Below are 24407 nucleotides of genomic sequence, written 5' to 3'. Positions count from 1 at the left end.
GGGCGGCGGCCGGTAGTCTGGACAGGTGGCATCGAAGAGTGTGGAGAGACTGCTCAACGTCATCATGACCATCGGCTCGCGCCGTCGGATCGACCGCGCGAAGCTGTTCGCGGTGATCCCCGACTACGCCGCCGCGGTCTCGGACCAGGCCGCGGAGCGGATGTTCGAGCGCGACAAGGCGGCGATCCTCGCGCTCGGCCTGCCGCTGGTCTCCGAGCGCGACGTGCTCGACGAGAACACGGTGCGCTACCGGATCGACACCGCCCGCTCCGGTGCCGTGCTGGACCTCACCACTGAGGAGTACACGGTGCTGCTCGCCGCCAGCCGTGCCTGGGACGCCACGGCCGCCGGCGGCGCGGCGCGGCGGGTCCGCGCGAAGCTGCTCAGCCTGGGCCACGACGCCGATCCGGACCTGCTGCGACGCACCCCGCGCGGTGCCGTCGAGTCGCTGCCGGTGCTCACCCCGCTGCTGGAGGCGGTGGTGGCCGGCCGCTCGGTGCGCTTCGACTACCGGGCGGCGCAGGGCGCCCCGGCCGAGCGCCGGGTCGAGCCGTGGGTGGTGGGCGTCCACGACGGCCACTGGTACGTGCACGGCTGGGACCTGGACCGCTCCGCCGCGCGCGTGTTCCGCGCCTCCCGCATCGAGTCCTTCCCGGTGGAGGGCCCGGCCGCGACCGCACCCCGGCCGGAGAGCCCGGACCTCGAGGACGTCCTCTCCCGCATGCTCGACAGCGACGACCGGGCGGAGGCGCTGGTGCGCGCCGCGCCGTACAAGGCACTCGCGCTGCGCGACCGGGCCGGTGTCGCGCTGGACCAGGAGACCTTCCGCCTGCCCGTGCTGCCGCGCCCGGCCGCACGGCGCCTGCTGCTCGCCGAGGCGCGCTGGGTGGAGCTCGTCGAGCCCGCCGCCTGGCGCGCGGAGATGGCCGAGGTGCTCGGCGCGATCGCCGGGACGCACGAGGCCCCGGCCGATCTCGCCGTGCTCGAGACCGCGGTGCCGCGCACGGCGCCGCGGATCCGTGCGAGCTCCCAGAGCGGCGACCATCTGTCCCGGCTGATCTCCGCGGCCTCCTACGTGATGACCCGGGGCGAGGTCGCGCTCGACGAGCTCGCGGCGGCCCTGGGCATCACCGAGAAGCAGCTGGTCCTCGATCTGCAGGTGCTGTTCGTCTGCGGCGACATGGGGGCCGGCTGGGAGGACCTCATCGAGGCCGAGTGGGAGCACGGCACGGTGCGCGTGCGCAACGCCGAACCGCTGCGCCGCGCGCTCAGCCTCAGCGCGGTGGAGAGCACCGCCCTGCTGGCCGGGCTGGCGGCCCTCGAGCCGGGCGGCGGCCAGGCCGCCGAGGTGGTGGAGTCCGCCCGCGCCAAGCTCCTCGCGGCCGTCTCCGGCGAGGCCGCGGAGGCGCCCGCCGCGGTACCCAGCGCCGCGGAGGTCTCGCAGGCGCTCACGGCCGACGAGCGCGCGGCCCGCACCGCGGACCGCGCCGAGAGCGTGCTCGAGGCCGTCCACGCGGCGCTGCGCGCGGAGGAGGGGACCCCGGAGGCGTCCCTGACGATCCGCTACTCCTCCGCCGATCGGGAGGGCACCAGCGTGCGCACCCTCCGCCCGCTGCGCATCGAGAGCGACGGCGCCCGCTCCTACCTCCTGGCCCGCTGCGAGCTCGCCGAGGGGGAGCGCCGCTTCCGTCTGGACCGGATCGTGGAGCTGCTTCCCGCGGGGACGCCGATGAGCCGGCCCGCCCCCGGGACCTCGCCCGCCCTCGCCGGGCGCGCGGAGGGGGAGGTGTGGCTGCGGCTGGGCCCGGCGGGGCACTGGATCGCCGAGTCGTTCGCGGCCGCCGAGGTGCGGGATCCCGCGGGAGACTCCGCCGCGAGCCTCGCGCGACTGGACTCGCCCGTGCTGGCGCCGCTGGTGGACGCGGTGCTGGAATCCGCCGGCGCGGCCGAGGTGCTCTCCCCGGCCTCGCTGAGAGACACGATCGTGACCGCGGCGCGCGCGGGGGTTGCACGTCACACCCAGTAGCAGGGGCTACCCTGGGACGGCCCGCCGCGCGGTGGGTCGTGCCGCGGATCGGGACGGCCCGAACGGACGCCCTGTCCGCTGTGGGATGATCAGGTGCGCCCGCGCTGTGTCACGGCGCTTTCGAAAGGACCCCCATGAACTTCTTCCGCTCTCCGTGGCCGATCATCGTCATCGTGCTGGCCGCGATCCTGCTCTTCGGTGCCAACAAGCTCCCGGGCCTCGCCCGCAACATGGGCAAGTCCATGCGCATCTTCAAGAGCGAGGTCGAGGAGCTGCGCGGCGAGGACCGCGACGAGGCCGGCGACGAGGAGGACGAGGACCGCCCGGCGCGCTCGTCCCGCTCCCGTGACGAGGAGCCCCGCCGCCCCCAGGAGCGCCGCGACTCCGAGGACCGCGAGTACGATCCCCGCGATGACCGCGAGGCCGATCGCGAGTCGATCCGGCACCGCGACGACGACGACTCCTACCGTCGCGACTGAGCATTCGGACGCCGCACCGCCGCCGGGCGGTGCGGCCGTCGTGGACCGCGGGTCCGGGCGTGTGACCGCCCGGACCCGGAGCGCTGGGAGGACACACACCCGTGGCGAGTGATACGCAGGACGGACGCCGGGCCGGGGCGAAGCCGGCGAAGAAGCCGCGCAGGGACCCCGAGGGCCGCATGTCCCTCGGCGAGCACCTCACCGAGCTGCGCAATCGCCTGCTGATCTGCGCGATCGCCGTGGTGGTGCTCTCGGTGGTGGGCTGGTTCGCCTTCGACTGGGTCTTCGAGGCCCTGAAGCGGCCGTTCCGGCTCGCCGAGGCGCAGGGCATGAAGGCGGATCTGAACTTCCAGGGCGTCGGCACCGGCCTGAACGTGCAGCTGCAGATGTCCGCCTACGTGGGCCTGCTGCTCGCCTCGCCGGTCATCATGCTGCAGACCTGGCTGTTCGTGATGCCCGGCCTGCACCGCAACGAGCGCCGCTACGCGGTCGGGTTCTTCGGCTCCGCGATCCCGCTGTTCTTCATCGGCTGCGCCGCCGGCTACTGGGCCGTGAACCAGCTGATCCCGGTGCTGCTGAGCTTCACCCCGCAGGTGGACCAGGTGGTCCAGTACATCCGGTACGACGAGTACCTCACCCTGCTGATCAAGACCATGCTCGCCTTCGGCATCGCCTTCGTGATCCCGGTGGTGATGGTGCTGCTGAACTTCATGGGCCTGGTCCGCGGCCGAACCATGCTCAAGGCCTGGCGCTGGATCATCTTCATCAGCTTCCTGTTCACCGCGGTGATGGTCCCCACCCCGGAGCCGATCACGCTGATCGCGATGTCCACCGCGATGTCCTCGCTGTTCTTCGGCGCGATCGTCATCGCGCTGCTCCACGATCGTCGCCACCCGCCGGAGGGCGAGGACGGCGGCCTCGACGACGACGAGGCGAGCAGCATCGAGAGCCCCTCCCGCCTCGACGAGGACGAGGACGAGGACCGGCGGTGAGCAGGCTCCGGGTGGGCCTGCTCGTGAACCCGTCGGCGGCCCAGGGGACCGCCCGCCGCACCGGACGACAGGTGGGGCACCTGCTGCGCCTCGCCGGCATCTCGGTGGTCGACCTCTCCGGCCCCTCGCGCGGGGTGGCCAGGGCCCGCGCCGAGGAGATCCGTGACGAGCTCACGGCGCTGGTGGTGGTGGGCGGGGACGGCACCGTCGCCCTCGGGGCGGAGATCGTGGCGGGCACCCCGGTGCGTCTGGGGATCGTCCCGGCCGGCAGCGGCAACGACTTCGCCCGGGCGCTGGGGCTGGCCGTCGACGATCCCGAGAGCTCCACCCGTGCCCTCCTGCACGCACTGTCCCGGCCGGTGGTGACGATCGACGCGATCGAGCTCACCTCCGTGGGCGAGCACGCCGCCCCGCACCGCTCCCTCGCCCTGGGCAATGTCAATCTCGGCTTCGACGCGCTGGTCAACGCCCGCGCCAACAGCGCTCGTCTGGGCCTGACGAGTCGCTACACCTCCGCCCTGCTGCGGGAGCTGGCCTCCTTCACCGCGCTGCCGTTCTGGATGGAGATCGACGGCGGGGAGCGCATCGCCCGGGACGCCCAGGTGGTGTCCCTGTGCAGCTCGGGCGTGTTCGGGGGCGGCATGCGCTTCGTGCCGGAGGCCCGGGTGGACGACGGCCGCCTCGAGCTCGCCACCGTCTCCGGGCTGAACCGTCTGCAGCTGCTGCGCTTCTTCCCGCGCGTGTTCAGCGGCACCCACACGTCCCTCGAGGCGATGGAGATCCGTCCGGTCCGCGAGCTGGTGATCGGGCTGCGGCACGGTCGCTCCCTGCGCGCCTACGCGGATGGCGAGGCCCGCACCACCCTGCCGCTGCGGGCGCGGGTGCTGCCGGGCACCGTGCGCCTGCTCGCCGAGCTGCCCCGTCCCTCCGTCGAAGGAGCACAGTGACCTCGCCTGCCGAACGCTACGCCCGCTGGCGGGACCAGGAGCGCCAGGAGCGCGACTCCGCGGAGCTCACCGCGTTCACCGCCCGCTACGACTTCGCGCTGGACGACTTCCAGCTCGCCGCCGGCCGCGCGCTGGAGACGGGCAGCTCGGTGCTGGTGGCCGCGCCCACCGGAGCCGGGAAGACGGTGGTCGGCGAGTTCGCGGTCCACCTCGCGCTGGCCCGGGGGCACAAGGTCTTCTACACCGCGCCGATCAAGGCGCTGTCGAACCAGAAGTTCGGCGAGCTGGTGGACTGGCTGGGCGCGGAGCGGGTGGGGCTGCTCACCGGAGACACCTCGATCCGGCCGGACGCCGACGTGGTGGTGATGACCACCGAGGTGCTGCGCAACATGCTGTACGCGGACTCGGACCTCCTCGCCGGGCTGGGCTTCGTGGTGATGGACGAGGTGCACTATCTCGCCGACAGGCTGCGCGGCCCGGTGTGGGAGGAGGTGATCCTCCACCTGCACCGCAGCGTCCAGCTGGTCTCCCTCTCCGCCACCGTCTCCAACGCGGAGGAGTTCGGGGCCTGGCTGCAGGAGGTGCGGGGCAGCACCGAGGTGATCGTCTCGGAGACCCGCCCGGTGCCCCTGTGGCAGCACGTGGTCGTGGGGGAGGAGCTGCTGGACCTCTTCGTGGACGCGCAGGGCGAGGCGGTGGTCTCCCACGGGCCCGGCGCCCGCGGCGCTCGGCACGTGAACCCCGAGATCGAGCGGGTCACCGCGTTCTCCCTGCCCGTGGACGAGCGCTCCGGCGGGCCGCGCGGACGCGGTCACCGGGGGCGGAAGGGCACCCGGGGCCGTCATCGACCCCGCGGAGCCGGGCAGCACCGGCCGCCGCACCGCCGCGGCGGCGGAGCGCCGGGCGGCGACAGGGGCGGGCCCCTGCGCACGCCGCGCCGACCCGAGGTGGTGGAGCTGCTGGACGACGCCGCGCTGCTGCCGGCGATCGTCTTCGTCTTCTCCCGCGCCGGCTGCGACGGGGCGGTGCAGCAGTGCGCGCGGGCGCGCCTGCGCCTCACCGACGACGCCGAGCGGCGCGAGATCCGCGCCGTGCTCGACGAGGAGCTCGCCGAGATCGGGGCGGAGGACGAGGAGGTCCTCTCGCTGGACACCTTCCGCCGCGCGGCCCTCGACGGCGTGGCGGCCCACCACGCCGGCATGCTGCCCCTGCTGAAGTCCGTGGTGGAGAGGCTGTTCGCCCGCGGGCTGATCAAGGTCGTCTTCGCCACCGAGACGCTCGCGCTGGGCATCAACATGCCCGCTCGCTCCGTGGTGCTGGAGAAGCTGGTGAAGTTCAACGGGGTCGAGCACGCAGACCTCACGCCGGGGGAGTTCACCCAGCTCACCGGGCGGGCCGGACGGCGCGGCATCGACACCGAGGGCCATGCGGTGGTGGTGGCCGGTCCCCGCTTCGACGCCGCCTCGGTGGCGTCCCTGGCCTCGAAGCGCACCTACCCGCTGCGCTCCGCGTTCCGGCCCACCCCGAACATGGCGGTGAACCTGCTGGACCGGTTCGACCTCGACCGCGCCCGGGAGACCCTCGAGACCAGCTTCGCCCAGTTCCAGGCGGACCGTTCGGTGGTGGGGCTGGCGCGCCGCGCGCGCGAGCTCGAGGAGACCGCGGCCTCCTACCGGGAGGCGATCACCTGCGAGCACGGCGACCTGCTGGGCTACGCGGAGCTCCAGGAGGCGATCTCGGAGCGGGAGAAGACCCTGGCGAGGGCGCGCGCCTCCGCGGAGCGCGATCGCACCCGCGGCGTGCTGGGGGACCTGCGGCGCGGGGAGGTGATCGCCCTGCCCGGCGGGAAGCGCCGCGGCTACGCGGTGGTGCTGGACGTGGACCGCGCCGTGCTCGGCGGCCCGCAGGTGGACCTGCTGGACACCGAGGGACGTCGACGCAGTCTGCGCCCCGGGGACGTGCCCTCGCCGCCGGCGGTGATCGACACCCTGCGGCTGCCGCGCCAGGAGGCGCTGGGCAGCGGGAAGGTGCGCAAGGACACCGCGGCCGCGCTGCGGCAGCGGCTCGCCGGGGCGGACGACGACGCCCGGCGCGAGGTGCGACGCCGCGCCGGGCGCACCCCGTCCACCGCCGCCACCGACGAGCAGCTGCGCACCCTGCGGGAGCAGCTCGCCGCCCACCCCTGCGCGGACTGCCCCGACCTCGCCTCGCACCTGCGCTGGGTGGGGCGCTGGCGGAAGACCCGCGGCGAGCTCGAGGGGGTGCAGCGCAGGATCAGCGGCCGCACCAGCTCCCTGGCGCGGCAGTTCGATCACCTCACCGCGCTGCTGTGCGAGCTCGGCTATCTCGAGCGGGTCCCCGCCGAGGGCGGCGACGGCGGGGAGCTGCGCCCCACGGCGAGCGGGCTGCGGCTGCGGAGGCTGTTCAGCGACCGCGACCTGCTGATCGCCCAGTGCCTCGAGCAGGGCGCATGGGCGGGCCTCGATCCCGCCGGCCTCGCCGCGGTGGTCTCCGCCGCCGTCCACGAGTCGCGCCGCGACGATCGCGCCCCCGAGCTGATCCCGGACCCCGCCGTCGACGCCGCCCTGGAGGCCTCCGGGCGGGTCGCGGCCGCTCTGCAGGCCGCGGAGACCCGCCACCGCATCACCCCCACCACCCCGCCGGATCCCGCCATCGCCGCGATCGTGCACCGCTGGGCGCGGGGCGCCCACCTGGCCGCGGCGCTCGAAGGGAACGATCTGCCGCCCGGCGACTTCGTGCGCCACTGCCGCCAGGTGATCGACCTCCTCGACCAGCTCACCGCCGACGAGGAGCTGGGGGCCACGGCCCGCCGCGCGATCCGCGCCGTGCGCCGCGGACTGGTCGCCCAGGAGATCGACCGTTGAGCCGCCTTCCAGGAGAGCGCGAGAGGCTGAGAGACGTGAGCACAGACGAGACCCCCGCCCCCGGCACCGAGCACGGCCCCGCCTCGCCGGAGCCTGCCCCGCCCACGCTGTACACGGGCATCGTGCTCTACAGCGCGGAGGACCCGGAGGCCTCGGCGATGCTCGTGGTGGACGGGCTGATCGCCTGGACCGGGCCGGAGGACTCCGCCCATGTGCTGCACGGCGACGTGCCCGCCGTGGACGCCACCGGCTGCCTGGTCACCCCCGGATTCGTGGACGCGGCCGCCACGGCCGACGGCACCGCCCCCGACCCGGCCGGGCTGGCCGCCGCGGCCGCCCGCGGGATCGTGCTGCGCCTGCCCGGCCCCACCGGCACCCGGGACGGGGTGCGGGTGGTCGCGCCGGTGACCGAGAGCGCCGACTACCTGGACCTGCTGGCCGACGGCACACCGCTGGCCTTCGGCTCCGCCGCGGAGGCCGCGGCCCGCGATCCGTGGGACTGGGTGCGCGGCGCCGCCCGCACCGCTCCCGCGGCGCAGCGCATCAGCGACCGCGCGGCCTTCCTGGCCGCCACCCGCGGCGGCCAGCGCGTGGCGGGGAACCGGCACCCCGGCTCCCTGCGCACCGGCCTGCCGGCCACCTTCGTGGTGTGGGAGCCGTGGGACCTCACGGTGCGCTCGGCCGCCGAGAGGGTGGACAGCTGGTCCACCGATCCCCGCTCCCGCACCCCGCTCCTGCCGGACATCGACCAGGGCACCCCGCGCGCGCTGCGCACGGTGGTGGAGGGGCGGATCCTCCACGACGGGCTCGGGCAGGCCGCCCCGTGACGGCCCCGACCGCTGCGGCGGCGAGGCGGAGCGGTCCCACCGCGCGGTCGCGGGGCCGCGACCTCGACGAGGTGACCCCCACCCCGTGGCCGGTCGCGCTGCTGTGCGGCGTGCTCGGCGGGGTGTGCGTGCTGCTGGCCTTCCCGCCGTACGACCTGTGGATGCTGCTGCCGGTGGGGATCGCGCTGCTGGGCGCGGGGCTGCTGGTGCGCTCGACGGCGGTCGCGGTGCTCGTCTCCCTGCTGTGGGGGCTGGCGCTGTGCGTGCCGCTCACGCACTGGGCGAGCACCTACGCCGGGACGATGCCGTGGATCGCGCTGGGCGTGTTCGAGGCGCTGTACTCGGTGCTGTTCGGTCTGCTGGCCCGGGCGGTCATGGTGCGGCGGGGGCTGGGCATCGGCAGCGCCGTCGTGGTCTCCGCGCTGTGGGTGGGGGTGGAGACGCTGCGCGGCACGGCGCCGTGGGGCGGCCTGCCCTGGGCCTCGAGCGCCTTCGCCCTCGCGCAGTCGCCGCTGCTGAACCTGGGCCCCTGGATCGGCCTGGCGGGGCTGAGCTTCGTGGCGGCGATGCTCGGCCAGCTGCTGCTGGGCGGGGTGCTGGCCCTGCTGGGCCGTCGGCGTCGCGGCCTCACCGGCCTGGCGGGGGTGTGGCCGATCGCGGTCGCGGTCGCGGCCGTGCTCGCCACCGTGGTGGTGCCCCATCCGATGAATCGCGCGCCGGCCGACAGGCCCTCGCTGCGGGTCGCCGCGATCCAGGGATCGATGGGCGAGATCGATCCCGTCTCCTTCACGATGCCGGACGACGTCTTCGACAACCACCTCGCGGTGACGCGGGACGTGATCGACGCCGCTGCGGAGGACGAGACCGCGCTGGACCTCATCGTCTGGCCCGAGGACTCCACGGGCTGGGATCCGCGCCAGGACCCGGCACTCGCCCGGCCGCTGACCCGGGCCGCCCAGGACGCCGACGCGCCGGTGCTGGTGGGCACGCAGGTGCGGGTGGGAGAGACCGAGCGGCTGAACCAGTCGGTGCTGTTCACCCCGGAGGAGACCACCCCCTACGCCTACTCCAAGCGCCATCCGGTGCCCTTCGGCGAGTACATCCCGATGCGGGACCTCTTCCGCACCGTCACCGACAAGGTGGATCTCGTCTCGCTGGACATGATCCCGGGCGAGGAGGTGGGGGTGATGGACCTTGCCGCCCTCGACCAGGGCGAGGGCCGTGTGGGGATCCTGATCTGCTTCGAGATCGCCTACGACGCCCTGGTGCAGGACGTGGTCGACGACGGCGCGGAGATGATCGTGGTGCAGTCCAACAACGCCCTGTTCGGCGACTCGCACGAGGCGATCCAGCAGCTCGCGCAGGCGAAGGTGATGGCGGTGACCTCCGGCCGCAGCGTGGTCCACATCTCCACCGTGGGCCACTCGGCGGTGTTCACCCCCGAAGGACGTCGCCTCGACGTCGTGGGCCACTGGGACCAGGGCGCGATGGTGACGGACGTGCCGCTGCGCACCGGCATCACGCCGGCGATGGCGGCAGGTCCGTGGATCGCGGTGGGCCTGAGCGCGCTGGGCCTGCTGGGTCTGCTCGGGGCGCTGGGCTCCGGTCGGCGGGCGGTGGCCCGGTCGCGTCGCGGGAGGCGGGGGCGGTGAGCATGGATCCGGCGCCGCCCTCCACGCTGATCGTGATCCCCACCTATGACGAGCGCGAGGCGCTGCCGGGCACGCTCGCCAGGCTCCGCGCCGCGGTGCCCGAGGTGGACGTGCTCGTCGTCGACGACTCCTCCCCGGACGGCACGGGGGAGTGGGCCGAGGGCGTCGCCGCGCAGGACCCGGCGGTGCACGTGCTGCACCGGGCGGGGAAGGAGGGCCTGGGCCCGGCCTACCTCGCCGGCTTCGCCTGGGGACTGGAGCGGGGATACGCACAGCTGGGGGAGATGGATGCGGACGCCTCGCATCGTCCCGAGCAGCTGCCGCGCCTGCTGGAGGCGATGGCCGGGGGCGCCGATCTCGCGATCGGGTCCCGCTGGGTGCCGGGCGGGCGGGTGCACGACTGGCCGCTGCGGCGCCTGCTGCTCTCCCGCGGCGCGAACCTGTACGTGCGGGCGCTGCTCGGTCTCGGGGTCGCCGATGCCACCGCCGGTTATCGCCTGTTCCGCGCGGAGCTGCTCGCGCGGGTGATCGCGCAGGACGTCGCCTCCCAGGGCTACTGCTTCCAGGTGGACATGACCCGGCGCGCCCGCGCGCTGGGCGCCGTGATCGCGGAGGTGCCGATCGACTTCGACGAGCGCGCCGAGGGGGCGAGCAAGATGTCCTCCGCGATCGTTCGGGAGGCGCTGGTGAAGGTGACGTCCTGGGGACTGTCACGTCCCGTCCAGGGGCTTCGCAAGGCCCTGCGCTAGTCTGGCCGGGTTCGACGCCTCGGGAAGGGGGCTCCGCCGTGTCCGCACAGTCCGGAAGCAGTCAGGGCGCGTCCGCGCGCCGCACTCCCGCCGGGGACTCTCCCGGCGCCTCCCGATGGGGCTCCGCGGTGCCGCTGGGCATCGTCGCCCTGGGACTGGTGGAGATCACGCTGCTGGTGGTGATCGGCGTGAACACCAGCCTCTGGTGGGCCGTGCTGATCATCGCCGTGGGCTGGGTGATCGGCATCGCGCTGCTGGTCGCCGCCGGGCAGCAGTCCTTCACCCGGCTGCGCTCCCTGCTGCGTGCCGCCACGGGGCGCGGGGACGTGCAGCAGCACCTCTCCCGCCCGGCCTTCACCCTGCTCGCGGCGCTGTTCTTCTTCTTCCCGGGCGTGGTCACCGACCTGGTGGGGTTCGTGCTGCTGCTCACCCCGGTGCAGCGCCGCTCCGTGCGGGCGATGGGGCTGAGCGGCGGCGGTGCCGGGCGCTCCGTGCTCTACCGCCGCTCCGGCGCCGGCGTGATCGACGGGGAGATCATCCTCGAGAACCGCCCCCGGGAGGCGCGCCCGCGCGACGAGGGCACCGACGACGGTGCACCGCCCACCCTGATCCAGCCCTGAGCGGTCCCTCCGACGCCCCTGACACCACGAGCGCCCCCGTCCCTGCCGTCACGGCGGGGCGGGGGCGCTGTGTGTGGAGCGCGCGCGGTCAGAGGTTGCGGCGCTGGTGCAGCTTGCCGGCGCGCAGCAGCTCCAGGCGCTGGTCGAGGAGCACCTGGAGGTCCTTCTCGCTGCGGCGCTCGAGCAGCATGTCCCAGTGGGTGCGCACGGGCTTGCCGGGCTTCTCCTCGGGCTTCTCGTGATCGCGCAGCACCGCGGTGGCGCCGCAGCGGCACTCCCAGACGGCGGGCACATCGGCCTCCACCGAGAAGGGGAGGATGATCGCGTGGCCGTTGGGGCAGTCGTAGACGGCCTCCTGGCGCGGTGCGGCGAGGACGCCCTCGTCGGTCTCCATGGAGAGGGAGCCCAGTCGGGTGCCTCGCAGGCTGCGGCTGTTCATGCGGTTCTCGCTTCCTGCCGGGGTGGGGGCGGACGGTGCGCCGTCCGGTGAGGTCTGTGGGTGGTGCGCCCGACGCTCTCAACGCCGGCCGGGCCGGATCTGTTCCCGGTGTCGACGGATCCGGCGGCTCAGGTGCTCTCGAGCAGCGCGGAGAGCAGGTCGACGCGATTGGTGATGATACCATCCACGCCTTTGACCAGCAGATCCTGCATGGTCTCCGGGTCGTCGACGGTCCAGGCGTGCACCTCGCAGCCGGCGCGGTGAGCGGCGGCGACGTTCGCCGCGGTGACGATGGGCACTCCCTGATGGGACAGCGGCACCTGCAGCGCGCCGTAGGGGGCGAGGAGGCGGGCGATCACCGCATCCGGCGCCTCCACGGCACGGGCGGCGAGGAAGCCGCCGATCACCCCGCGGGACGGGCTGCGCACGGCGGTGATGTTGGTGGCGGCGTGGAGCGTGGCGATCGTGCGGCGCACCACGGCGCCGTCGAAGCCGGCGATGCACACGCGCTCCGCCGCGCGGGTGCGGCTGATCGCGGCGACCGCGGGACCGATCGCGGAGGCGTCCTTCACATCGATGTTCACGGGCACGTCGGGGAAGCTGCCCAGCACGTCCTCGAGCATCGCCAGCGGTTCGTCCCCGGCCAGCCGCACCGCGCCGGCCTCGGCCGCGCTCAGCTCCGCCACCCGGCGCGGATCGTCGGCGACGCGGAGCAGGTCCTCGTCGTGGACGGCGAGGGCGAGACCGTCACGGGTGGCCCGGGTGTCCGTCTCGAGCATGTCCGCCCCGGCGCGCAGCGCGTCCTCGAAGGCGCGCAGCGTGTTCTCCGCCCCGTCGAGCGCCAGCCCGCGATGGGCGATCCGGCGCGGACGCGGCCCGGGCGGGAAGCGCCCGGCATCCCTGCGGCGCCGGTCAGCGCTCCTGCTGGTCGATGAGTGCATCTTCCTCCTCCTCGTCCTGGCCCCGCCGTCGGGTGTGCACCGTGCGGCGGGGTCGGTGCGCGGTGCCGCGCGGTGTGCGGGATCGCGGGGTGCCGTCGCCCGCGGGGGTCCCCGTGGCGGTCTGCTCCTCGGCGTCGGCGCCGTCGTGCTCCTCGGCGGCGAGGTCCTGCAGCGCGCGCCGGGTGCGGTGGATCAGCGCCGCGGGGAAGAACAGCGCGAAGATCCACCATTGGAAGGCGTAGGAGAGGTGGGGGCCCAGCGAGGTGTCGGGCGCCGGAAGCGCGGTGGGCCGCTCGGCCTCCGGCTGCTCCGCGACGAGCTCGCCGTAGGCCTGGGTGATGAGCTCGCCGGACTCCACGCCCATCAGGGCGGCGGACTGCTCGGGGTTGACCGAGTGGGTCTGTCCCGCCGGCGGCTCCCGGTCCAGCACCACCTCGGCGGGGCGCAGCCGGGCGGTCACGGTGATCTCGCCCTCGGGGATCGCGGGAGGGTCCGCCGGGGCGGAGTCGCTGCCCTGGGTGGGCACCCAGCCGCGCACCACCAGCAGCACCTCGCCGTCCTCGGTGCGGAAGGGGACCAGCTGCCAGAACCCCACCGCGCCGGAGAGGGGGCGGTTGCGCACGTACAGCGTGCACGCGGGGTCGGTGCAGTAGGCGCCGGTCATCTCGACGGGGGTCCAGTCGTCGGCCGCGGTCAGCGGTGCGTCCGCCTGCGGGAGCACGTCCTGGAGCGGCACCGGGGAGGCGTCGTAGTTGGTGCGGATCACGGCGGCGGCGTCGCGCTTCGCCTCATAGCGGCCGTACTGCCACATCCCGAGCGCCACGCAGACGGCGGCGAGGACCAGCACGGCGACGAGGCCGAGGAGGGTGTCACGGCTGAACAGCACCTGGAGCCGGGCGGAGCGCTCCCTCATCCGTGAACCGGCGCCGTTGCGCCGACCCAGCTCGTGATCGGCCCCGGCAGGTGCGCGGAGGAGGCGCCGAGCAGCCCGGGAAGGTCCTCGACCGCGGCGTCGACCAGCAGCACGAAGCCCACGGCGGTGGCCGCGGAGAGCAGGACGCCGAGCGCGGTGACGGCGATGGTCACCCCCAGGCGGAGCCGCGGCCGCTCCCGGCGGGGCACGGCCGGCGGGAAGCCGTAGTCCTCCTCCTCGAGATGGTTCTCGGCCCACATGCCGGGGTGGAGCACGGCCACCGGGTAGGACTCCACCCGGGGCCGGGGACGGGCCCCGCTGGCCGGGACGTCCTCGGAATCCTGCAGCGGGGCGCCCTGCCCGGCGTCCTGTGCGGGAGCGGTCCAGAGCCTCCACCCGGCCGGCACGGGACCCCACGCGGGGGGCGGCCGGAAGTCCGCCGGCGGGAGCCACCCGTCGTGGGGCGGCTCCGGCCAGTTCGGCGGCGGGTTGAAGCGCTGGACCGTGGTCACGACGGGACGTCCCAGGAGTAGTCGTCGCTGAAGGTGGTGAACTCGAGCGTCAGGTCACCGGCGCGACGCACGTCGAAGAGCATCATGAGCGTGTACTCGTCGCCGGCGGTGAAGTCGCTCGGGCCGTCGGTGCCGGATCCCTTGAGGCCGTACGTCTCCGCGGAGGCGGAGACCTCGCCGCCGTAGGGGGTGACCACGTTGAAGGTGCCCGGGCTGAAGTAGAGCTCTCCCTCGGTGACCGTCATCTTCGCGATCACCACGAGGTACTCGTCGCCGTTCTCCGGCTCCTCGACGGTGCCGCCCCAGCTGCTCTCGAGCTCGCTCGCGGGAAGGTACGTCATCTCCACGGCCATCGTGCCGGTGCCGTCGGTGCCGGCGACGTCGATCGCCTCGTCCTCCGCGGCGGGGTCGATGGTGGCGAGGTCGGTGGGAAGCGGCGTCTCCTCGTCCTCCGTGGTCTCCTCCTTGGTGGGGGCCTCCTCGGAGGTGCCCTCCTCGGTGGCGGCCTCCTCCTCGGTGGTCCGGGAGGCGCTCGTGGAGGTGCCGTCGCCGCGGGACTCGTCGCCCGCGCGGGTGACGAGGAAGATCCCTCCGCCGACGATCACGGCGAGTGCCAGCAGCAGGATGAGCAGGCAGCCCACCCACCAAAACCGTGCCAGGAAGCCCTTCTTCGGGGGCTCGCCCGCCCCGGTGGAGGCAGTCCACCCAGCGCCGGTGTCGTGGCCGGGGGATCCCTGGCCGTAGCCCTGCGCGGGATACCCCTGGCCATAGCCCTGCGCGGGGTAGTCCGAGGCAGAGCCCTGCCCGTAGGCCGGCGCGGGCTGCTGCGGCGAGCCCTGCCCGTAGGCCGGCGGGGGAGTGGACTGCCCGTAGCCGGCAGGTGAGGCGCTCTGCGGGTGACCCTGCGCCGGCGGCACCTGGCCCTGGCCCTGACCGGCGGCCGCGGCATCGGCCGGGCCGGTGGACTGTGCCGCGGCGGTCCCGGCAGCGATGCCGCCGGCCGCGGCGGCTCCGCCGAGGGCGGCCTCGGAAGCGCTCCCCGCCTGGCCTGCCCCGTCCTCGGTACGCGGTGCGTCCTCGGCGGACGGCTGCGGTGCGGCGCTCTCGTACGGCGTCTGCTGCGCGAGGTCCGCCTCGATGTCCGGGCCCTCGTACTCGGCGGTGTCGGCGGCGTTCTCGGGCTCCCCGGCGGCCGCTGCCCGGGTCGCATCGCCCTGCTCGGCGCCCTGTGCAGATTGGGCCGACGCCGCCGTCTCCTCCGAGGCGGCAGCGGCGACGGGCGCGGCATGGCGACCGCGAGGGGCCTCGGTCGGTGCCGCGGACGGCGCGGCACCGTAGGGGTTCATCGCCCCGTACTGCCCGTCGGGGGCCTCGGCGGCGTGACCCGGCTCCTGGACGGGCTCGGCGTTCTCGCCGGTGGCGACCACGCGGGTCGCATCGTCGGCCAGCTCCTGGACGGGCTCCGCGTTCTCGCCGGTGGCGACCACGCGGGTCGCATCGTCGGCCGGCTCCTGCGCGGCGGTCCCGTCGGCCGCTCCCGGCCCGGTCTCCTCCGCGATCCAGAAGTTCCAGCCCTCGGGCGCCGGGCCCCAGGAGGGATCCGGCTGCCAGCCCGGGGGCGGGGTCCACCCGGCGTCCTCGATCGGCCAGTTCGGCGGCGGATTGAAGCGATAGGCCATCGGGAGGCACCTTCCAGGGCTGTGGGATGGGTCGGGTCCCCCTCGGATCCCGACGCTCTCTCGCCCCGTATCGTAGAGCACGGGGCGGCGTCGAGGCCTCTCGACGCACCCCCGCACACCGACCCTCCCGGGCCGCGCCCGGCCCGCAGACCACACTCCAGGAGTCCGCATGACCGACGCCATCACCGAGCCGCGCAGTGTCCTCATCACCGGAGGCAACCGGGGCATCGGCCGCTCGATCGCCGAGGAGTTCCTGCGCCGCGGGGACAAGGTGGCCGTCACCAGCCGCTCCGGAGAGGGCGGCCCCGAGGGCGCGCTCACCGTCGCCGCGGACGTCACCGACGGCGAGAGCCTCGACGCGGCGATCCGCGCCGCCGAGGAGGCGCACGGCCCGATCCAGGTGCTGGTCGCCAACGCCGGCATCACCGACGACCAGCTGCTGCTGCGGATGGGCGACGACTCCTTCGAGACGGTGCTGGACACCAACCTCACCGGCGCCTTCCGCACCGTCAAGCGCGTGATCAAGTCGATGATCCGCGCGAAGAAGGGCCGGATCGTGCTGATCAGCTCCGTGGTGGGCCTCTACGGCTCCCCGGGCCAGGTCAACTACGCCGCCTCGAAGTCCGGCCTGGTGGGCATGGCCCGCGCGCTCACCCGCGAGCTGGGCTCCCGCGGCATCACCGCGAACGTGGTGGCCCCGGGCTACATCGACACGGAGATGACCCAGTCGCTCCCGGAGGATCTCCAGGCCAGCTACCGCAAGGCGATCCCGGCGGGACGCTTCGCCGCGCCGTCCGAGGTGGCGAAGACGGTCGCGTTCCTCGCCGGCGACGATGCGGCGTACATCTCCGGCGCCGTGATCCCCGTCGACGGCGGTCTCGGCATGGGACACTGATCCGGACCTCCCCCGACGACCCCGAAGGCGTGAACGCACCCCCATGTCATCCTCCGACCCCGACAGTCGCCTCCTGCTCCTGATGCGCCATGGCAAGGCGGAGAGCGGCTCCGGCCGCTCGGACCACGAGCGGGATCTCGCCCCGCGCGGCGTGACCCAGGCCGAGCTGGTGGGGGAGTACCTGGACGCGCAGAACGTCGAGGTGTCGCGGGTGCTCGTCTCCGACGCCCTGCGCACCTCCCGCACCTGGGAGTCGGTGGCGTCCCGGATGCCCGACTTCGACGGCGAGGTCTCCCACCACGAGGAGATCTACTCCGGCGGGGCGGCGGAGCTGCTGTCCCTGGTCCACGAGGTGGAGCCGCGCCACCCGGTGGTGATGGTGGTGGGCCATGAGCCCACCATTTCCACCCTCGCCTCGCTGCTGGCCTCGGAGGACTCCGAGGCCGGCTCCGTCGCGCAGGCCCGCATCGGGATGCCCACCGGGGCGATGGCGGTCCTGTCCGGGCCCCTCGGCTCCTGGGAGGGCCTCGAGGAGGGCGCCCTCACCCTCCACACCATCGTGCGCCCCTGAGGGCGGGCGCCGCCCCTCAGCGGGCGGCGGCCGCCTCCATGTGGGGCCACGCCTCCAGCAGCGACTCGCCGTCGATCCGCACGTCCGCGATCTCGCGCAGCGCCGGCTTCGCCCGGAAGGCGATCCCGGTGCCCGCCGCGGCGAGCATCTCCCGATCGTTCGCCCCGTCGCCCATCGCCACGATTCGCGCCGCGGGCACGCCGTGGCGCCGCGCGAGCTCCTCGAGCGTGCTCCGCTTCGCGTGGCCGTCGATGATCGGGCCGCGCACCCGCCCGGTGAACCGGCCGTCCACGATCTCGAACCGGTTGGCGCGCACGTGGTCGATCCCCGCCGCCGCGGCGAGCTCGTCGATCACCTCGTGGAACCCGCCGGAGACCAGCGCCGTCACCCATCCGGCGGCCTTCGCGCGCCGGATCAGCTCGAGCGCGCCCGGGGTGGGCTCGAGGATCGCCCGCACCTCGGCCAGCACGGCCTCGTCCAGCCCCTCCAGCAGCGCCACCCGGGCCCGCAGGGACTGGGCGAAGTCCAGCTCGCCCCGCATCGCGGCGGTGGTGATCTCCTCGACCCGGTCCCGCACCCCGGCGTGATCGGCCACCAGCTCGATCACCTCCTGGGTGAGGAAGGTCGAGTCGACGTCGGAGACCAGCAGCCCGGTGGCCACGGCGGGCACCGTCTCGGCGGGATGGGTCGCGGTCACGGGGTGATGACCGTTCCCTTGCCGAGCACCGTGATGCCGGACTCGGTGACCACCCAGCCGCGGGCGCGGTCCTTCTCCACGTCCAGACCGATCTGGGTGCGCGGCGGCACCACCACGCCCTTGTCGATGATCGCGCGGTGGATCTGGCAGTGCCGGCCCACGATCACGTCGTCCATCAGCACCGAGTCCGAGACCGAGGACCACGAGTTCACGCGCACGCCCGGGGACAGCACGGAGCTGGAGACCTGCGCGCCCGAGACCACCACGCCGGGGGAGATCACCGAGTCCACCGCGGAGCCCACGCGCCCCGGGCCCGCGTGCACGAACTTCGCCGGCGGGGCGTTGCGGTGCCCGGTGAAGGTGGGCCACTCCTCGTTGTACAGGTTGAACACGGGGTGGATGGAGATCAGGTCCATGTGCGCCTCGTAGAAGGCGTCCAGGGTGCCCACGTCCCGCCAGTAGTCCCGGTCGCGCTCGGTGGAGCCGGGCACCTCGTTGTGGAGGAAGTCGTAGACGGCGGCGTCGCCCTGCGCCACGAAGCCGGGCACGATGTCCCCGCCCATGTCGTGCTTGGAGGAGTCGTCCTCGGCGTCCCGGGTGACGGCCTCCACCAGCGCGTCGGCGTCGAAGATGTAGTTGCCCATGGAGGCGAGGATCGAGCCGGGATCGTCCGCGAGCCCCTCGGTCTCGGTGGGCTTCTCCACGAAGGCCTTGATGGTGGTGGGGTCGGAGGGATCGGTCTCGATCACGCCGAACTGGTCGGAGAGCTCGATCGGCTGGCGGATCGCGGCGACGGAGCAGGACTTCCCGGAGGCGATGTGGGCCTCGAGCATCTGGGAGAAGTCCATGCGGTAAATGTTGTCGGCGCCGACGACCACCACGTGATCGGGCTTCTCGTCGTGGATGAGGTTCAGCGACTGCGCGATCGCGTCCGCGCTGCCGCGGAACCAGTGCTTGCCCATGCGCTGCTGCGCCGGGACCGGGGCCACGTAGTTGCCCAGCAGGGAGCTCATCCGCCACGTCTGGGCGACGTGCTTGTCCAGCGAGTGGGACTTGTACTGGGTGAGCACCACGATCTTGAGGTAGCCGGAGTTGACGATGTTCGACAGGGCGAAGTCGATGAGGCGGTAGATGCCGCCGAACGGCACTGCGGGCTTTGCCCGATCGAGGGTCAGCGGCATCAGCCGCTTCCCCTCGCCGCCGGCGAGGACGATGGCGAGGACCTTTGTGGACGACATGGTGCGAGGATAGTCCAGACGTGGCACTCGTCACGCACCGTCGGTCCCCTGTGGACCGATTCCCGACCTGAGACGCTGAACCCCGTCGCTGCCGCACGAGGAGGAGGAGCTGGCCATGCGTGTCGATCTGCTCACCAAGGAGTACCCGCCCGAGGTCTACGGAGGGGCCGGCGTCCACGTCGCCGAGCTCACGAAGGTGCTGCGCCCGCACCTCGACGTGAGGGTGCGGGCCTTCGGCGCGGAACGGGACGAGGAGGGCACGTTCTCGTACACCACCCCGGCCGAGCTCGAGGGCGCCAACGCCGCCCTGTCCACGCTGGGCACCGATCTGCTGATCGCCGCGGACTGCGCCGGGGCGGACCTGGTGCACTCCCACACCTGGTATGCGAACTTCGCCGGTCACATGGCCTCGCTGCTGCACGGCATCCCGCACGTGCTCTCCGCCCATTCGCTGGAGCCGCTGCGGCCGTGGAAGGCGGAGCAGCTGGGCGGCGGCTACCGGGTGAGCTCCTTCGCCGAGCGCACCGCCTACGAGGGCGCGGCCGGGGTGATCGCGGTCTCCGCCGGGATGCGGGAGGACATCCTGCGGGCCTACCCGGGCGTGGATCCCGCGAAGGTCCACGTGGTGCACAACGGCATCGACATCGACGCCTGGGCCCCGAATCCCGAGACCTCCGTGCTGACCGAGCGCGGCATCGACCCGGAGGCGCCCACGATCGTGTTCGTCGGCCGCATCACCCGCCAGAAGGGGCTGCCGTACTTCCTGCGCGCCGTGCGCGAGCTGCCGGCCGAGTACCAGGTGGTGCTGTGCGCCGGTGCGCCGGACACCCCGGAGATCGCCCAGGAGGTCGACTCCCTGGTGACGGAGCTCGCCGCCGAGCGCGGGAACGTCCACCTGATCACCGAGATGCTGCCCCGCCACCAGCTCACCCAGATCCTCACCCACGCCACCACGTTCGTGTGCCCCAGCATCTACGAGCCGCTCGGGATCGTGAACCTCGAGGCGATGGCCTGCGGGATCCCGGTGGTCGCCTCCGCCACCGGCGGCATCCCCGAGGTGGTGGTCGACGGCGAGACCGGCTACCTGGTCCCGCTCGAGCAGCTCTCCGACGGCACCGGCACCCCGGTGGATCCCGACGCCTTCGTGGCGGATCTGCGCGACGCGCTGATCCGGATGGTCTCCGATCTGCAGCGCGCGGCGCAGATGGGGGAGGCCTCCCGGCGGCGCGCCGCCGAGCATTTCTCCTGGACCTCGATCGCCGAGCGCACCCTGGATCTCTACCGCACAGTGCTCGCGCAGAGCTCCTGAGCGGTGCCGGCCGGGGCCGGGCTCACCCGGTCTCGGCCGCGACGATCCGCTCCAGCGTCTCCACCAGGGCGGAGCGGGCGGCGTCGTGCAGCTCGTCGAGCAGGCCGCGACGGGTGAGTGCCTCGGCCAGGTGCACGGTGTGGCCGTGCCCCTCCTCGATCTCGGAGCGGGTGAGCAGCAGCGTGCGGGAGGCGAGCACCAGCAGGTGCGCGGCCGACGGCTCGAGGTGTCGGGGCAACGCCGTGGCGACCCAGGCGGCCGGGATCCGTGCGGGCTCGACCGGTTCGTCCGGGACCAGGTCGAGGTCCACGCTGCCCCGCGCGGTGCGCCGCAGCGCGTGCAGCAGCTCCTCCCGGGCGCTGCCGGAGGTGGCGGTGGGCGGTACCTGCGCCCCCACCGGGGCGGGCACTTTCTGCCAGCCGACGGCGGTGGCGGCGCGGCCGTCCACCTCGGCCGGGGCGAGCACCGGGATCAGGGTGTGGTCGGCGATCCCGGCGGCGGTGACCACGATCGCCTGCTCCGCCTCGAGGGCGGGGCCGATCGCGGCCGGCGGACCGACCAGCCCGGCGAGCCGTCCCGGCACGGGAAGCACCAGGCGCAGCTGCGCCAGCGGCAGCCGGCGCAGCGAGGTCATCCAGGTGAACAGGTCCTCGCCCGCGCCGCTGGGTCCGGTGCGGCCCACGCCCTGGCTCATCCTGGCGGCGTCGTCCGGCCCCATGTCGCCGCGCAGGTAGGCGGCGGTGTACAGCATCAGCACCGCCGCACGGGGGAGGGCCACGAGGTCGCGGCCCGCACTCGCCCCGCTCATGCGGGCTCGGCGCCGTCGGCCGGGACGAACCGCGCCCGCGGCTCCACGGAGTCCAGCCGCACCCGCACCCTCTCGCCGGGCGCGGCGTCCATCGGCACCCAGGCGGTGACCGGCGGCTCGGAGAGCTGGATCTCGACCCGGGTGGGGGCGCCGTCGCCGTTCCCGTCCCCGCTCGCCTCACGCCGCTCGATCACGGTGGCCTCCATCGTCTCGCCCACCCAGGCGGCCAGCGCCGCGGTCTCCACCAGCTCCAGCGCGGCGCGCTCGAGGTTCCCGGCCCGCACCCCGGTGGACTGCATCGCCTCGGGGATCTCGCCGAGCGCGGCCAGCAGCTCCGGGGCGGGCCGCTCGCCCCGCGCGTGGGCGTGGCAGACCAGCAGCACGAAGCGGTCCACCAGCCGGCGCAGCGGCGCGGTGGTGTGGGCATAGGGGGCGGCGATCGCGGACTGCTCGACGTCCTCCGGCAGCTCCTCGGCGCGGGTGAACGCGGCGTAGGAGGCGCCGCGGAACAGGCTCGTGGCCTGGTTCAGCAGCGCCAGGTGCACCGGGTCGCGCCAGTCCAGGGAGCGCAGGAAGTCGCCGTAGCGCTGGTCGGCGGGCCAGGGCGCGCCCAGCGCCTCGCTCTGACGGCGGAAGCGGTCCACGGCGGCGGGCTCGGCCGGCGGCATGGTGCGCAGGATCCCCGCGCCGTGCTCGAGCATCAGCTGCGCGGCGGCCATCCCCGTCATGAGGGAGAGCTGGGCGTTGGCGTCCTCGATCGGATGGGGGCGGCGCCAGGTGAGGTGCACGGCGCCGTCCTCGGCGACCACCTCCTGCTCGGGCACGTTGAGGCTGGCCCCGCCGCGCCGGGACTCCAGCGCCGTGCGCAGCGCCCCGATCTCCTGCAGCAGGAGCATCATCGGGTGCCCCTCGCCGCGGTCGAGCTCCTCCTGCACCTGGTCGTAGGCGAGCTTCGCGACCGAGCGCACCAGCGCCCGCTCCAGGTCGATGCCCACCACCTCGCCGGACTCGTCGAGGTCCAGGACCCACACGAACGCGGGCGTGATCTGCTGCGGCAGCAGGGAGGCGGCGCCCTCGGAGAGCACCTCGGGGTGCAGCGGGATCCGCCGGTCGGGGAGGTAGAGGGTCTCGCCGCGCCGCCGCGCCTCGTGATCGATCGGGCCGTCCAGCGCCACGAAGGAGGGGACGTCCGCGATGGCGTACAGCACCCGGAACCCCGCCTCGGTGCGCGCCAGATGCATCGCCTGGTCCAGATCGGTGGAGCTGTCCGGGTCCAGCGTCACGAACGGCACGTCGGTGCGGTCGGCGCGCCCCGGTGCGCTGTGCGACCGCTCGGCGGCGGCCTCCGCGGCGGCGAGCACCTGCGCGGGGAACTCCAGCGGCACGCCGCCCTCGTGGTCCGCCAGCAGGGCGTCGATCCCGGCACGCAGCTCCTCGGCCGCGATCGAGCCGCGCGGGGCGTGCAGGGACAGCGGGCGGTGCGGCACGGGGACCTCCTGGCGGCGGCGGTTCGGGCCCGGTCAGTCTATGGGCGCGGCCACAGCGGGGCGGCCCGGATCGGGGGCCCGGACCCGATAGGCTCGGGGCCATGTCCGTCGCAGCAGCAGCCCTGAACGATGTCACCGTCCGCCGCAGCGGCACCGCGATCCTCGACGCGGTCTCCCTCGAGGTGGGGGAGGGGGAGCGCTGGGCGGTGCTCGGCCCCAACGGCGCCGGGAAGTCCACCCTGATCCGTCTGCTCTCGGCCCGGATGCACCCCACCGCCGGCACCGTGGACATCCTCGGGGAGCAGCTGGGGAAGGTGGACATCTTCGAACTGCGGCCGCTGATCGGCCTGGCCAGCCAGGAGCTCGCCGACACCATCCCGGCCGACGAGACCGCCGAGAACGTGGTGGTCACCGCCGGGTACGGCGTGGTGGGCCGCTGGCGCGAGGAGTACGACGAGGTGGACCTGGAGCGCGCCCGCACCCTGCTGGCCGCCTTCGGCGTGGGCGACCGCGCCGACCGCCTGTTCGGCACCCTCTCCACCGGGGAGCGCAAGCGGGTGCTCGCCGCCCGCGCCCTGATGACCGATCCGGAGCTGCTGCTGCTGGACGAGCCCGCCGCCGGGCTGGACCTGGGCGGCCGCGAGTCGCTGGTGCGCACCCTGGGCCGGCTCGCGAAGGATCCCGCGACGCCCGTGACCGTGCTGGTCACCCATCACGTGGAGGAGATCCCGCCGGGGTACACGCACGTGGCGCTGCTGCGCGAGGGCGGCCGGGTGGCCGCCGGACCAATCGAGGAGACCCTCACCTCCCAGAACCTCACCCGCACCTTCGGGCTGCCGCTGGTGGTCGAGCAGCGCGGGGAGCGCTTCACCGCCCGCTCGCTCTCCCTGGACTGAGCGCGTGGCGGGCGCGCAGCTGCGGCGGATCACCGATCTCGCCGATCCGGCGCTGGACGACTACCTGCGCATGACGGACGTGAAGCTCCGCTCCCGCGTGGAGGTGGAGCGCGGCCTGTTCATGGCCGAGAGCTACGAGGTGATCTCCCGCGCGATGGACGCCGGGATGGCGCCGCGCTCCTTCCTCATGAGCGAGAAGTGGCTGGAGCGGTTCGCGCCCCTGTACGAGCGTTACCCCGAGGTGCCCGTGTTCGTGGGCGCCGAGCCGCTGCTCGAGCAGCTCACCGGCTTCCACCTGCATCGCGGCGCGCTCGCGGCGATGCAGCGCCCCGAGCTGCCCGGCGTCGCGGAGCTGCTGGCGGGGGCGCGCACCGTCGCCGTGCTCGAGGACATCGTGGACCACACCAACGTGGGCGCCATGTTCCGCTCCGCCGCGGCGCTCGGCGTGGACGCGGTGCTGGTGACGCCGCGCTGCGCGGATCCGCTGTACCGCCGCTCGATCCGCGTCTCCATGGGCACCGTCTTCCAGGTGCCGTGGACGCGCCTGCCGGCCTGGCCCGGCGAGGGCATCGACCTGCTGCACGAGGCCGGCCTCGACGTGCTCGCCCTGGCGCTGACCGACGGCGCGGCGGCGCTGGACGAGGTGGACCTGGGCCCGCAGCGGAAGGTCGCGCTCGTGCTCGGAGCCGAGGGGCACGGTCTGACGCCGGCGACCCTGCGCGCGGCCGACGAGCACGTGGTGATCCCCATGGCCGGGGGAGTGGACTCCCTCAACGTCGCCGCGGCGAGCGCCGTGGTGCTGTGGCAGCGGCGGGCGATGCTCGGCGCCGTCTGACCGTCCGGCC

Annotated in this window: 23 protein-coding genes; 14 read left to right on the top strand and 9 right to left on the bottom strand. The window is 74.1% G+C overall.

What is annotated here, in order from left to right; translation table 11 throughout:
• Positions 1-25: 25 nt before the first annotated feature.
• The 9 genes from DWV08_RS05515 to DWV08_RS05475 all read left to right on the top strand — a co-directional run bounded on the left by DWV08_RS05515 (position 26) and on the right by DWV08_RS05475 (position 11177).
• Positions 26-2026 carry a helix-turn-helix transcriptional regulator gene (locus DWV08_RS05515; protein ID WP_241237385.1) on the top strand — a complete coding sequence of 667 codons (2001 nt, stop codon included), beginning with the start codon at positions 26-28 and terminating at the stop codon, positions 2024-2026.
• Positions 2027-2160: 134 nt separating this feature from the next.
• Positions 2161-2505 carry a Sec-independent protein translocase subunit TatA gene (gene tatA, locus DWV08_RS05510; protein ID WP_115412881.1) on the top strand — a complete coding sequence of 115 codons (345 nt, stop codon included), beginning with the start codon at positions 2161-2163 and terminating at the stop codon, positions 2503-2505.
• A gap of 101 nt (positions 2506-2606) precedes the next feature.
• Positions 2607-3497: a twin-arginine translocase subunit TatC gene (tatC, locus tag DWV08_RS05505; protein WP_241237386.1), complete on the top strand. Its 891-nt coding sequence runs from the start codon at positions 2607-2609 to the stop codon at positions 3495-3497.
• On the top strand, positions 3494-4444 hold the full coding sequence (locus DWV08_RS05500) for a diacylglycerol/lipid kinase family protein (RefSeq protein ID WP_115412879.1): 951 nt from the start codon (positions 3494-3496) through the stop codon (positions 4442-4444). Before tatC ends, DWV08_RS05500 begins: the two co-directional genes overlap by 4 nt.
• A complete protein-coding gene (locus tag DWV08_RS05495; RefSeq protein ID WP_115412878.1) occupies positions 4441-7329 on the top strand; it encodes a DEAD/DEAH box helicase in 2889 nt (962 codons plus the stop codon). Before DWV08_RS05500 ends, DWV08_RS05495 begins: the two co-directional genes overlap by 4 nt.
• Before the next feature lie 35 nt (positions 7330-7364).
• Positions 7365-8156, top strand: coding sequence for a hypothetical protein (locus DWV08_RS05490; protein ID WP_115412877.1), 792 nt, complete (start codon positions 7365-7367; stop codon positions 8154-8156).
• 71 nt (positions 8157-8227) lie between these two features.
• Positions 8228-9808, top strand: a complete 1581-nt coding sequence (gene lnt / locus DWV08_RS05485) for an apolipoprotein N-acyltransferase (protein WP_241237387.1) — start codon at positions 8228-8230, stop codon at positions 9806-9808.
• A gap of 2 nt (positions 9809-9810) precedes the next feature.
• Complete coding sequence (locus DWV08_RS05480; RefSeq protein ID WP_115412875.1) at positions 9811-10557, top strand: polyprenol monophosphomannose synthase; 747 nt, start codon at positions 9811-9813, stop codon at positions 10555-10557.
• Between the two features lie 38 nt (positions 10558-10595).
• Entirely contained in the window at positions 10596-11177 is a 582-nt protein-coding gene (locus tag DWV08_RS05475; RefSeq protein ID WP_115412874.1) for an FxsA family protein, read from the top strand.
• Positions 11178-11265: 88 nt separating this feature from the next.
• Here the strand turns inward: DWV08_RS05475 and DWV08_RS05470 are convergent, their stop codons facing one another.
• The 5 genes from DWV08_RS05470 to DWV08_RS16930 form a co-directional block, all read right to left on the bottom strand.
• Positions 11266-11616 carry an RNA polymerase-binding protein RbpA gene (locus DWV08_RS05470; protein ID WP_115412873.1) on the bottom strand — a complete coding sequence of 117 codons (351 nt, stop codon included), beginning with the start codon at positions 11614-11616 and terminating at the stop codon, positions 11266-11268.
• 128 nt (positions 11617-11744) lie between these two features.
• Entirely contained in the window at positions 11745-12557 is an 813-nt protein-coding gene (locus DWV08_RS05465; protein WP_115412872.1) for a glycerophosphodiester phosphodiesterase family protein, read from the bottom strand.
• Positions 12529-13470, bottom strand: a complete 942-nt coding sequence (locus DWV08_RS05460) for an SURF1 family cytochrome oxidase biogenesis protein (protein WP_115412871.1) — start codon at positions 13468-13470, stop codon at positions 12529-12531. The genes DWV08_RS05465 and DWV08_RS05460 overlap by 29 nt, the downstream gene beginning before the upstream one ends.
• Positions 13467-13982: a hypothetical protein gene (locus DWV08_RS05455; RefSeq protein WP_115412870.1), complete on the bottom strand. Its 516-nt coding sequence runs from the start codon at positions 13980-13982 to the stop codon at positions 13467-13469. The genes DWV08_RS05460 and DWV08_RS05455 overlap by 4 nt, the downstream gene beginning before the upstream one ends.
• A complete protein-coding gene (locus tag DWV08_RS16930) occupies positions 13979-15661 on the bottom strand; it encodes a hypothetical protein (protein WP_115412869.1) in 1683 nt (560 codons plus the stop codon). Before DWV08_RS16930 ends, DWV08_RS05455 begins: the two co-directional genes overlap by 4 nt.
• Before the next feature lie 169 nt (positions 15662-15830).
• Here DWV08_RS16930 and fabG point away from each other — a divergent pair, with 169 nt between their 5' ends.
• Together fabG and DWV08_RS05440 are read left to right on the top strand one after the other, a co-directional pair.
• The gene (gene fabG, locus DWV08_RS05445; RefSeq protein ID WP_115412868.1) at positions 15831-16556 is read left to right on the top strand and encodes a 3-oxoacyl-ACP reductase FabG; all 726 of its coding nucleotides are present in this window, start codon (positions 15831-15833) and stop codon (positions 16554-16556) included.
• A gap of 43 nt (positions 16557-16599) precedes the next feature.
• Positions 16600-17127: a SixA phosphatase family protein gene (locus DWV08_RS05440; protein ID WP_115412867.1), complete on the top strand. Its 528-nt coding sequence runs from the start codon at positions 16600-16602 to the stop codon at positions 17125-17127.
• 16 nt (positions 17128-17143) lie between these two features.
• On the opposite strand, the gene serB is transcribed toward DWV08_RS05440, so the two are convergent.
• Complete coding sequence (gene serB / locus DWV08_RS05435) at positions 17144-17824, bottom strand: phosphoserine phosphatase SerB (protein ID WP_115412866.1); 681 nt, start codon at positions 17822-17824, stop codon at positions 17144-17146.
• Positions 17821-19062: a glucose-1-phosphate adenylyltransferase gene (gene glgC / locus DWV08_RS05430; protein WP_115412865.1), complete on the bottom strand. Its 1242-nt coding sequence runs from the start codon at positions 19060-19062 to the stop codon at positions 17821-17823. The genes serB and glgC overlap by 4 nt, the downstream gene beginning before the upstream one ends.
• A 115-nt stretch (positions 19063-19177) precedes the next feature.
• Between glgC and glgA the strand changes: the two genes are divergently transcribed.
• Positions 19178-20371: a glycogen synthase gene (gene glgA, locus DWV08_RS05425; RefSeq protein WP_115412864.1), complete on the top strand. Its 1194-nt coding sequence runs from the start codon at positions 19178-19180 to the stop codon at positions 20369-20371.
• Positions 20372-20393: 22 nt separating this feature from the next.
• Here the strand turns inward: glgA and DWV08_RS05420 are convergent, their stop codons facing one another.
• Both DWV08_RS05420 and DWV08_RS05415 read right to left on the bottom strand, forming a co-directional pair.
• On the bottom strand, positions 20394-21179 hold the full coding sequence (locus DWV08_RS05420; protein WP_115412863.1) for a hypothetical protein: 786 nt from the start codon (positions 21177-21179) through the stop codon (positions 20394-20396).
• Positions 21176-22666, bottom strand: coding sequence for an RNB domain-containing ribonuclease (locus DWV08_RS05415; RefSeq protein ID WP_115412862.1), 1491 nt, complete (start codon positions 22664-22666; stop codon positions 21176-21178). Before DWV08_RS05415 ends, DWV08_RS05420 begins: the two co-directional genes overlap by 4 nt.
• Positions 22667-22767: 101 nt before the next feature.
• Between DWV08_RS05415 and DWV08_RS05410 the strand changes: the two genes are divergently transcribed.
• A complete protein-coding gene (locus tag DWV08_RS05410) occupies positions 22768-23562 on the top strand; it encodes an ABC transporter ATP-binding protein (protein WP_115412861.1) in 795 nt (264 codons plus the stop codon).
• Between the two features lie 4 nt (positions 23563-23566).
• Positions 23567-24397, top strand: coding sequence for a TrmH family RNA methyltransferase (locus tag DWV08_RS05405; protein WP_115412860.1), 831 nt, complete (start codon positions 23567-23569; stop codon positions 24395-24397).
• Positions 24398-24407: the final 10 nt, after the last annotated feature.

This window comes from Brachybacterium saurashtrense (genome assembly GCF_003355475.1).
In the GTDB taxonomy this organism is placed as follows: domain Bacteria; phylum Actinomycetota; class Actinomycetes; order Actinomycetales; family Dermabacteraceae; genus Brachybacterium; species Brachybacterium saurashtrense.
The sequence above is the reverse complement of the archived record's forward strand: the minus strand, read 5'-3'. Positions and strand labels throughout refer to the sequence as shown.

Bases quoted from the DNA above. Each gene is read 5' to 3' on its own strand.
- fabG (WP_115412868.1), top strand. From the start codon at position 15,831: ATGACCGACGCCATCACCGAGCCGCGCAGTGTCCTCATCACCGGAGGC.
- glgA (WP_115412864.1), top strand. From the start codon at position 19,178: ATGCGTGTCGATCTGCTCACCAAGGAGTACCCGCCCGAGGTCTACGGA.
- DWV08_RS05480 (WP_115412875.1), top strand. From the start codon at position 9,811: ATGGATCCGGCGCCGCCCTCCACGCTGATCGTGATCCCCACCTATGAC.
- tatA (WP_115412881.1), top strand. From the start codon at position 2,161: ATGAACTTCTTCCGCTCTCCGTGGCCGATCATCGTCATCGTGCTGGCC.
- DWV08_RS05465 (WP_115412872.1), bottom strand. From the start codon at position 12,557: ATGCACTCATCGACCAGCAGGAGCGCTGACCGGCGCCGCAGGGATGCC.
- glgC (WP_115412865.1), bottom strand. From the start codon at position 19,062: ATGTCGTCCACAAAGGTCCTCGCCATCGTCCTCGCCGGCGGCGAGGGG.
- DWV08_RS05460 (WP_115412871.1), bottom strand. From the start codon at position 13,470: ATGAGGGAGCGCTCCGCCCGGCTCCAGGTGCTGTTCAGCCGTGACACC.
- DWV08_RS05410 (WP_115412861.1), top strand. From the start codon at position 22,768: ATGTCCGTCGCAGCAGCAGCCCTGAACGATGTCACCGTCCGCCGCAGC.
- DWV08_RS05440 (WP_115412867.1), top strand. From the start codon at position 16,600: ATGTCATCCTCCGACCCCGACAGTCGCCTCCTGCTCCTGATGCGCCAT.
- DWV08_RS16930 (WP_115412869.1), bottom strand. From the start codon at position 15,661: ATGGCCTATCGCTTCAATCCGCCGCCGAACTGGCCGATCGAGGACGCC.
- DWV08_RS05420 (WP_115412863.1), bottom strand. From the start codon at position 21,179: ATGAGCGGGGCGAGTGCGGGCCGCGACCTCGTGGCCCTCCCCCGTGCG.
- DWV08_RS05470 (WP_115412873.1), bottom strand. From the start codon at position 11,616: ATGAACAGCCGCAGCCTGCGAGGCACCCGACTGGGCTCCCTCTCCATG.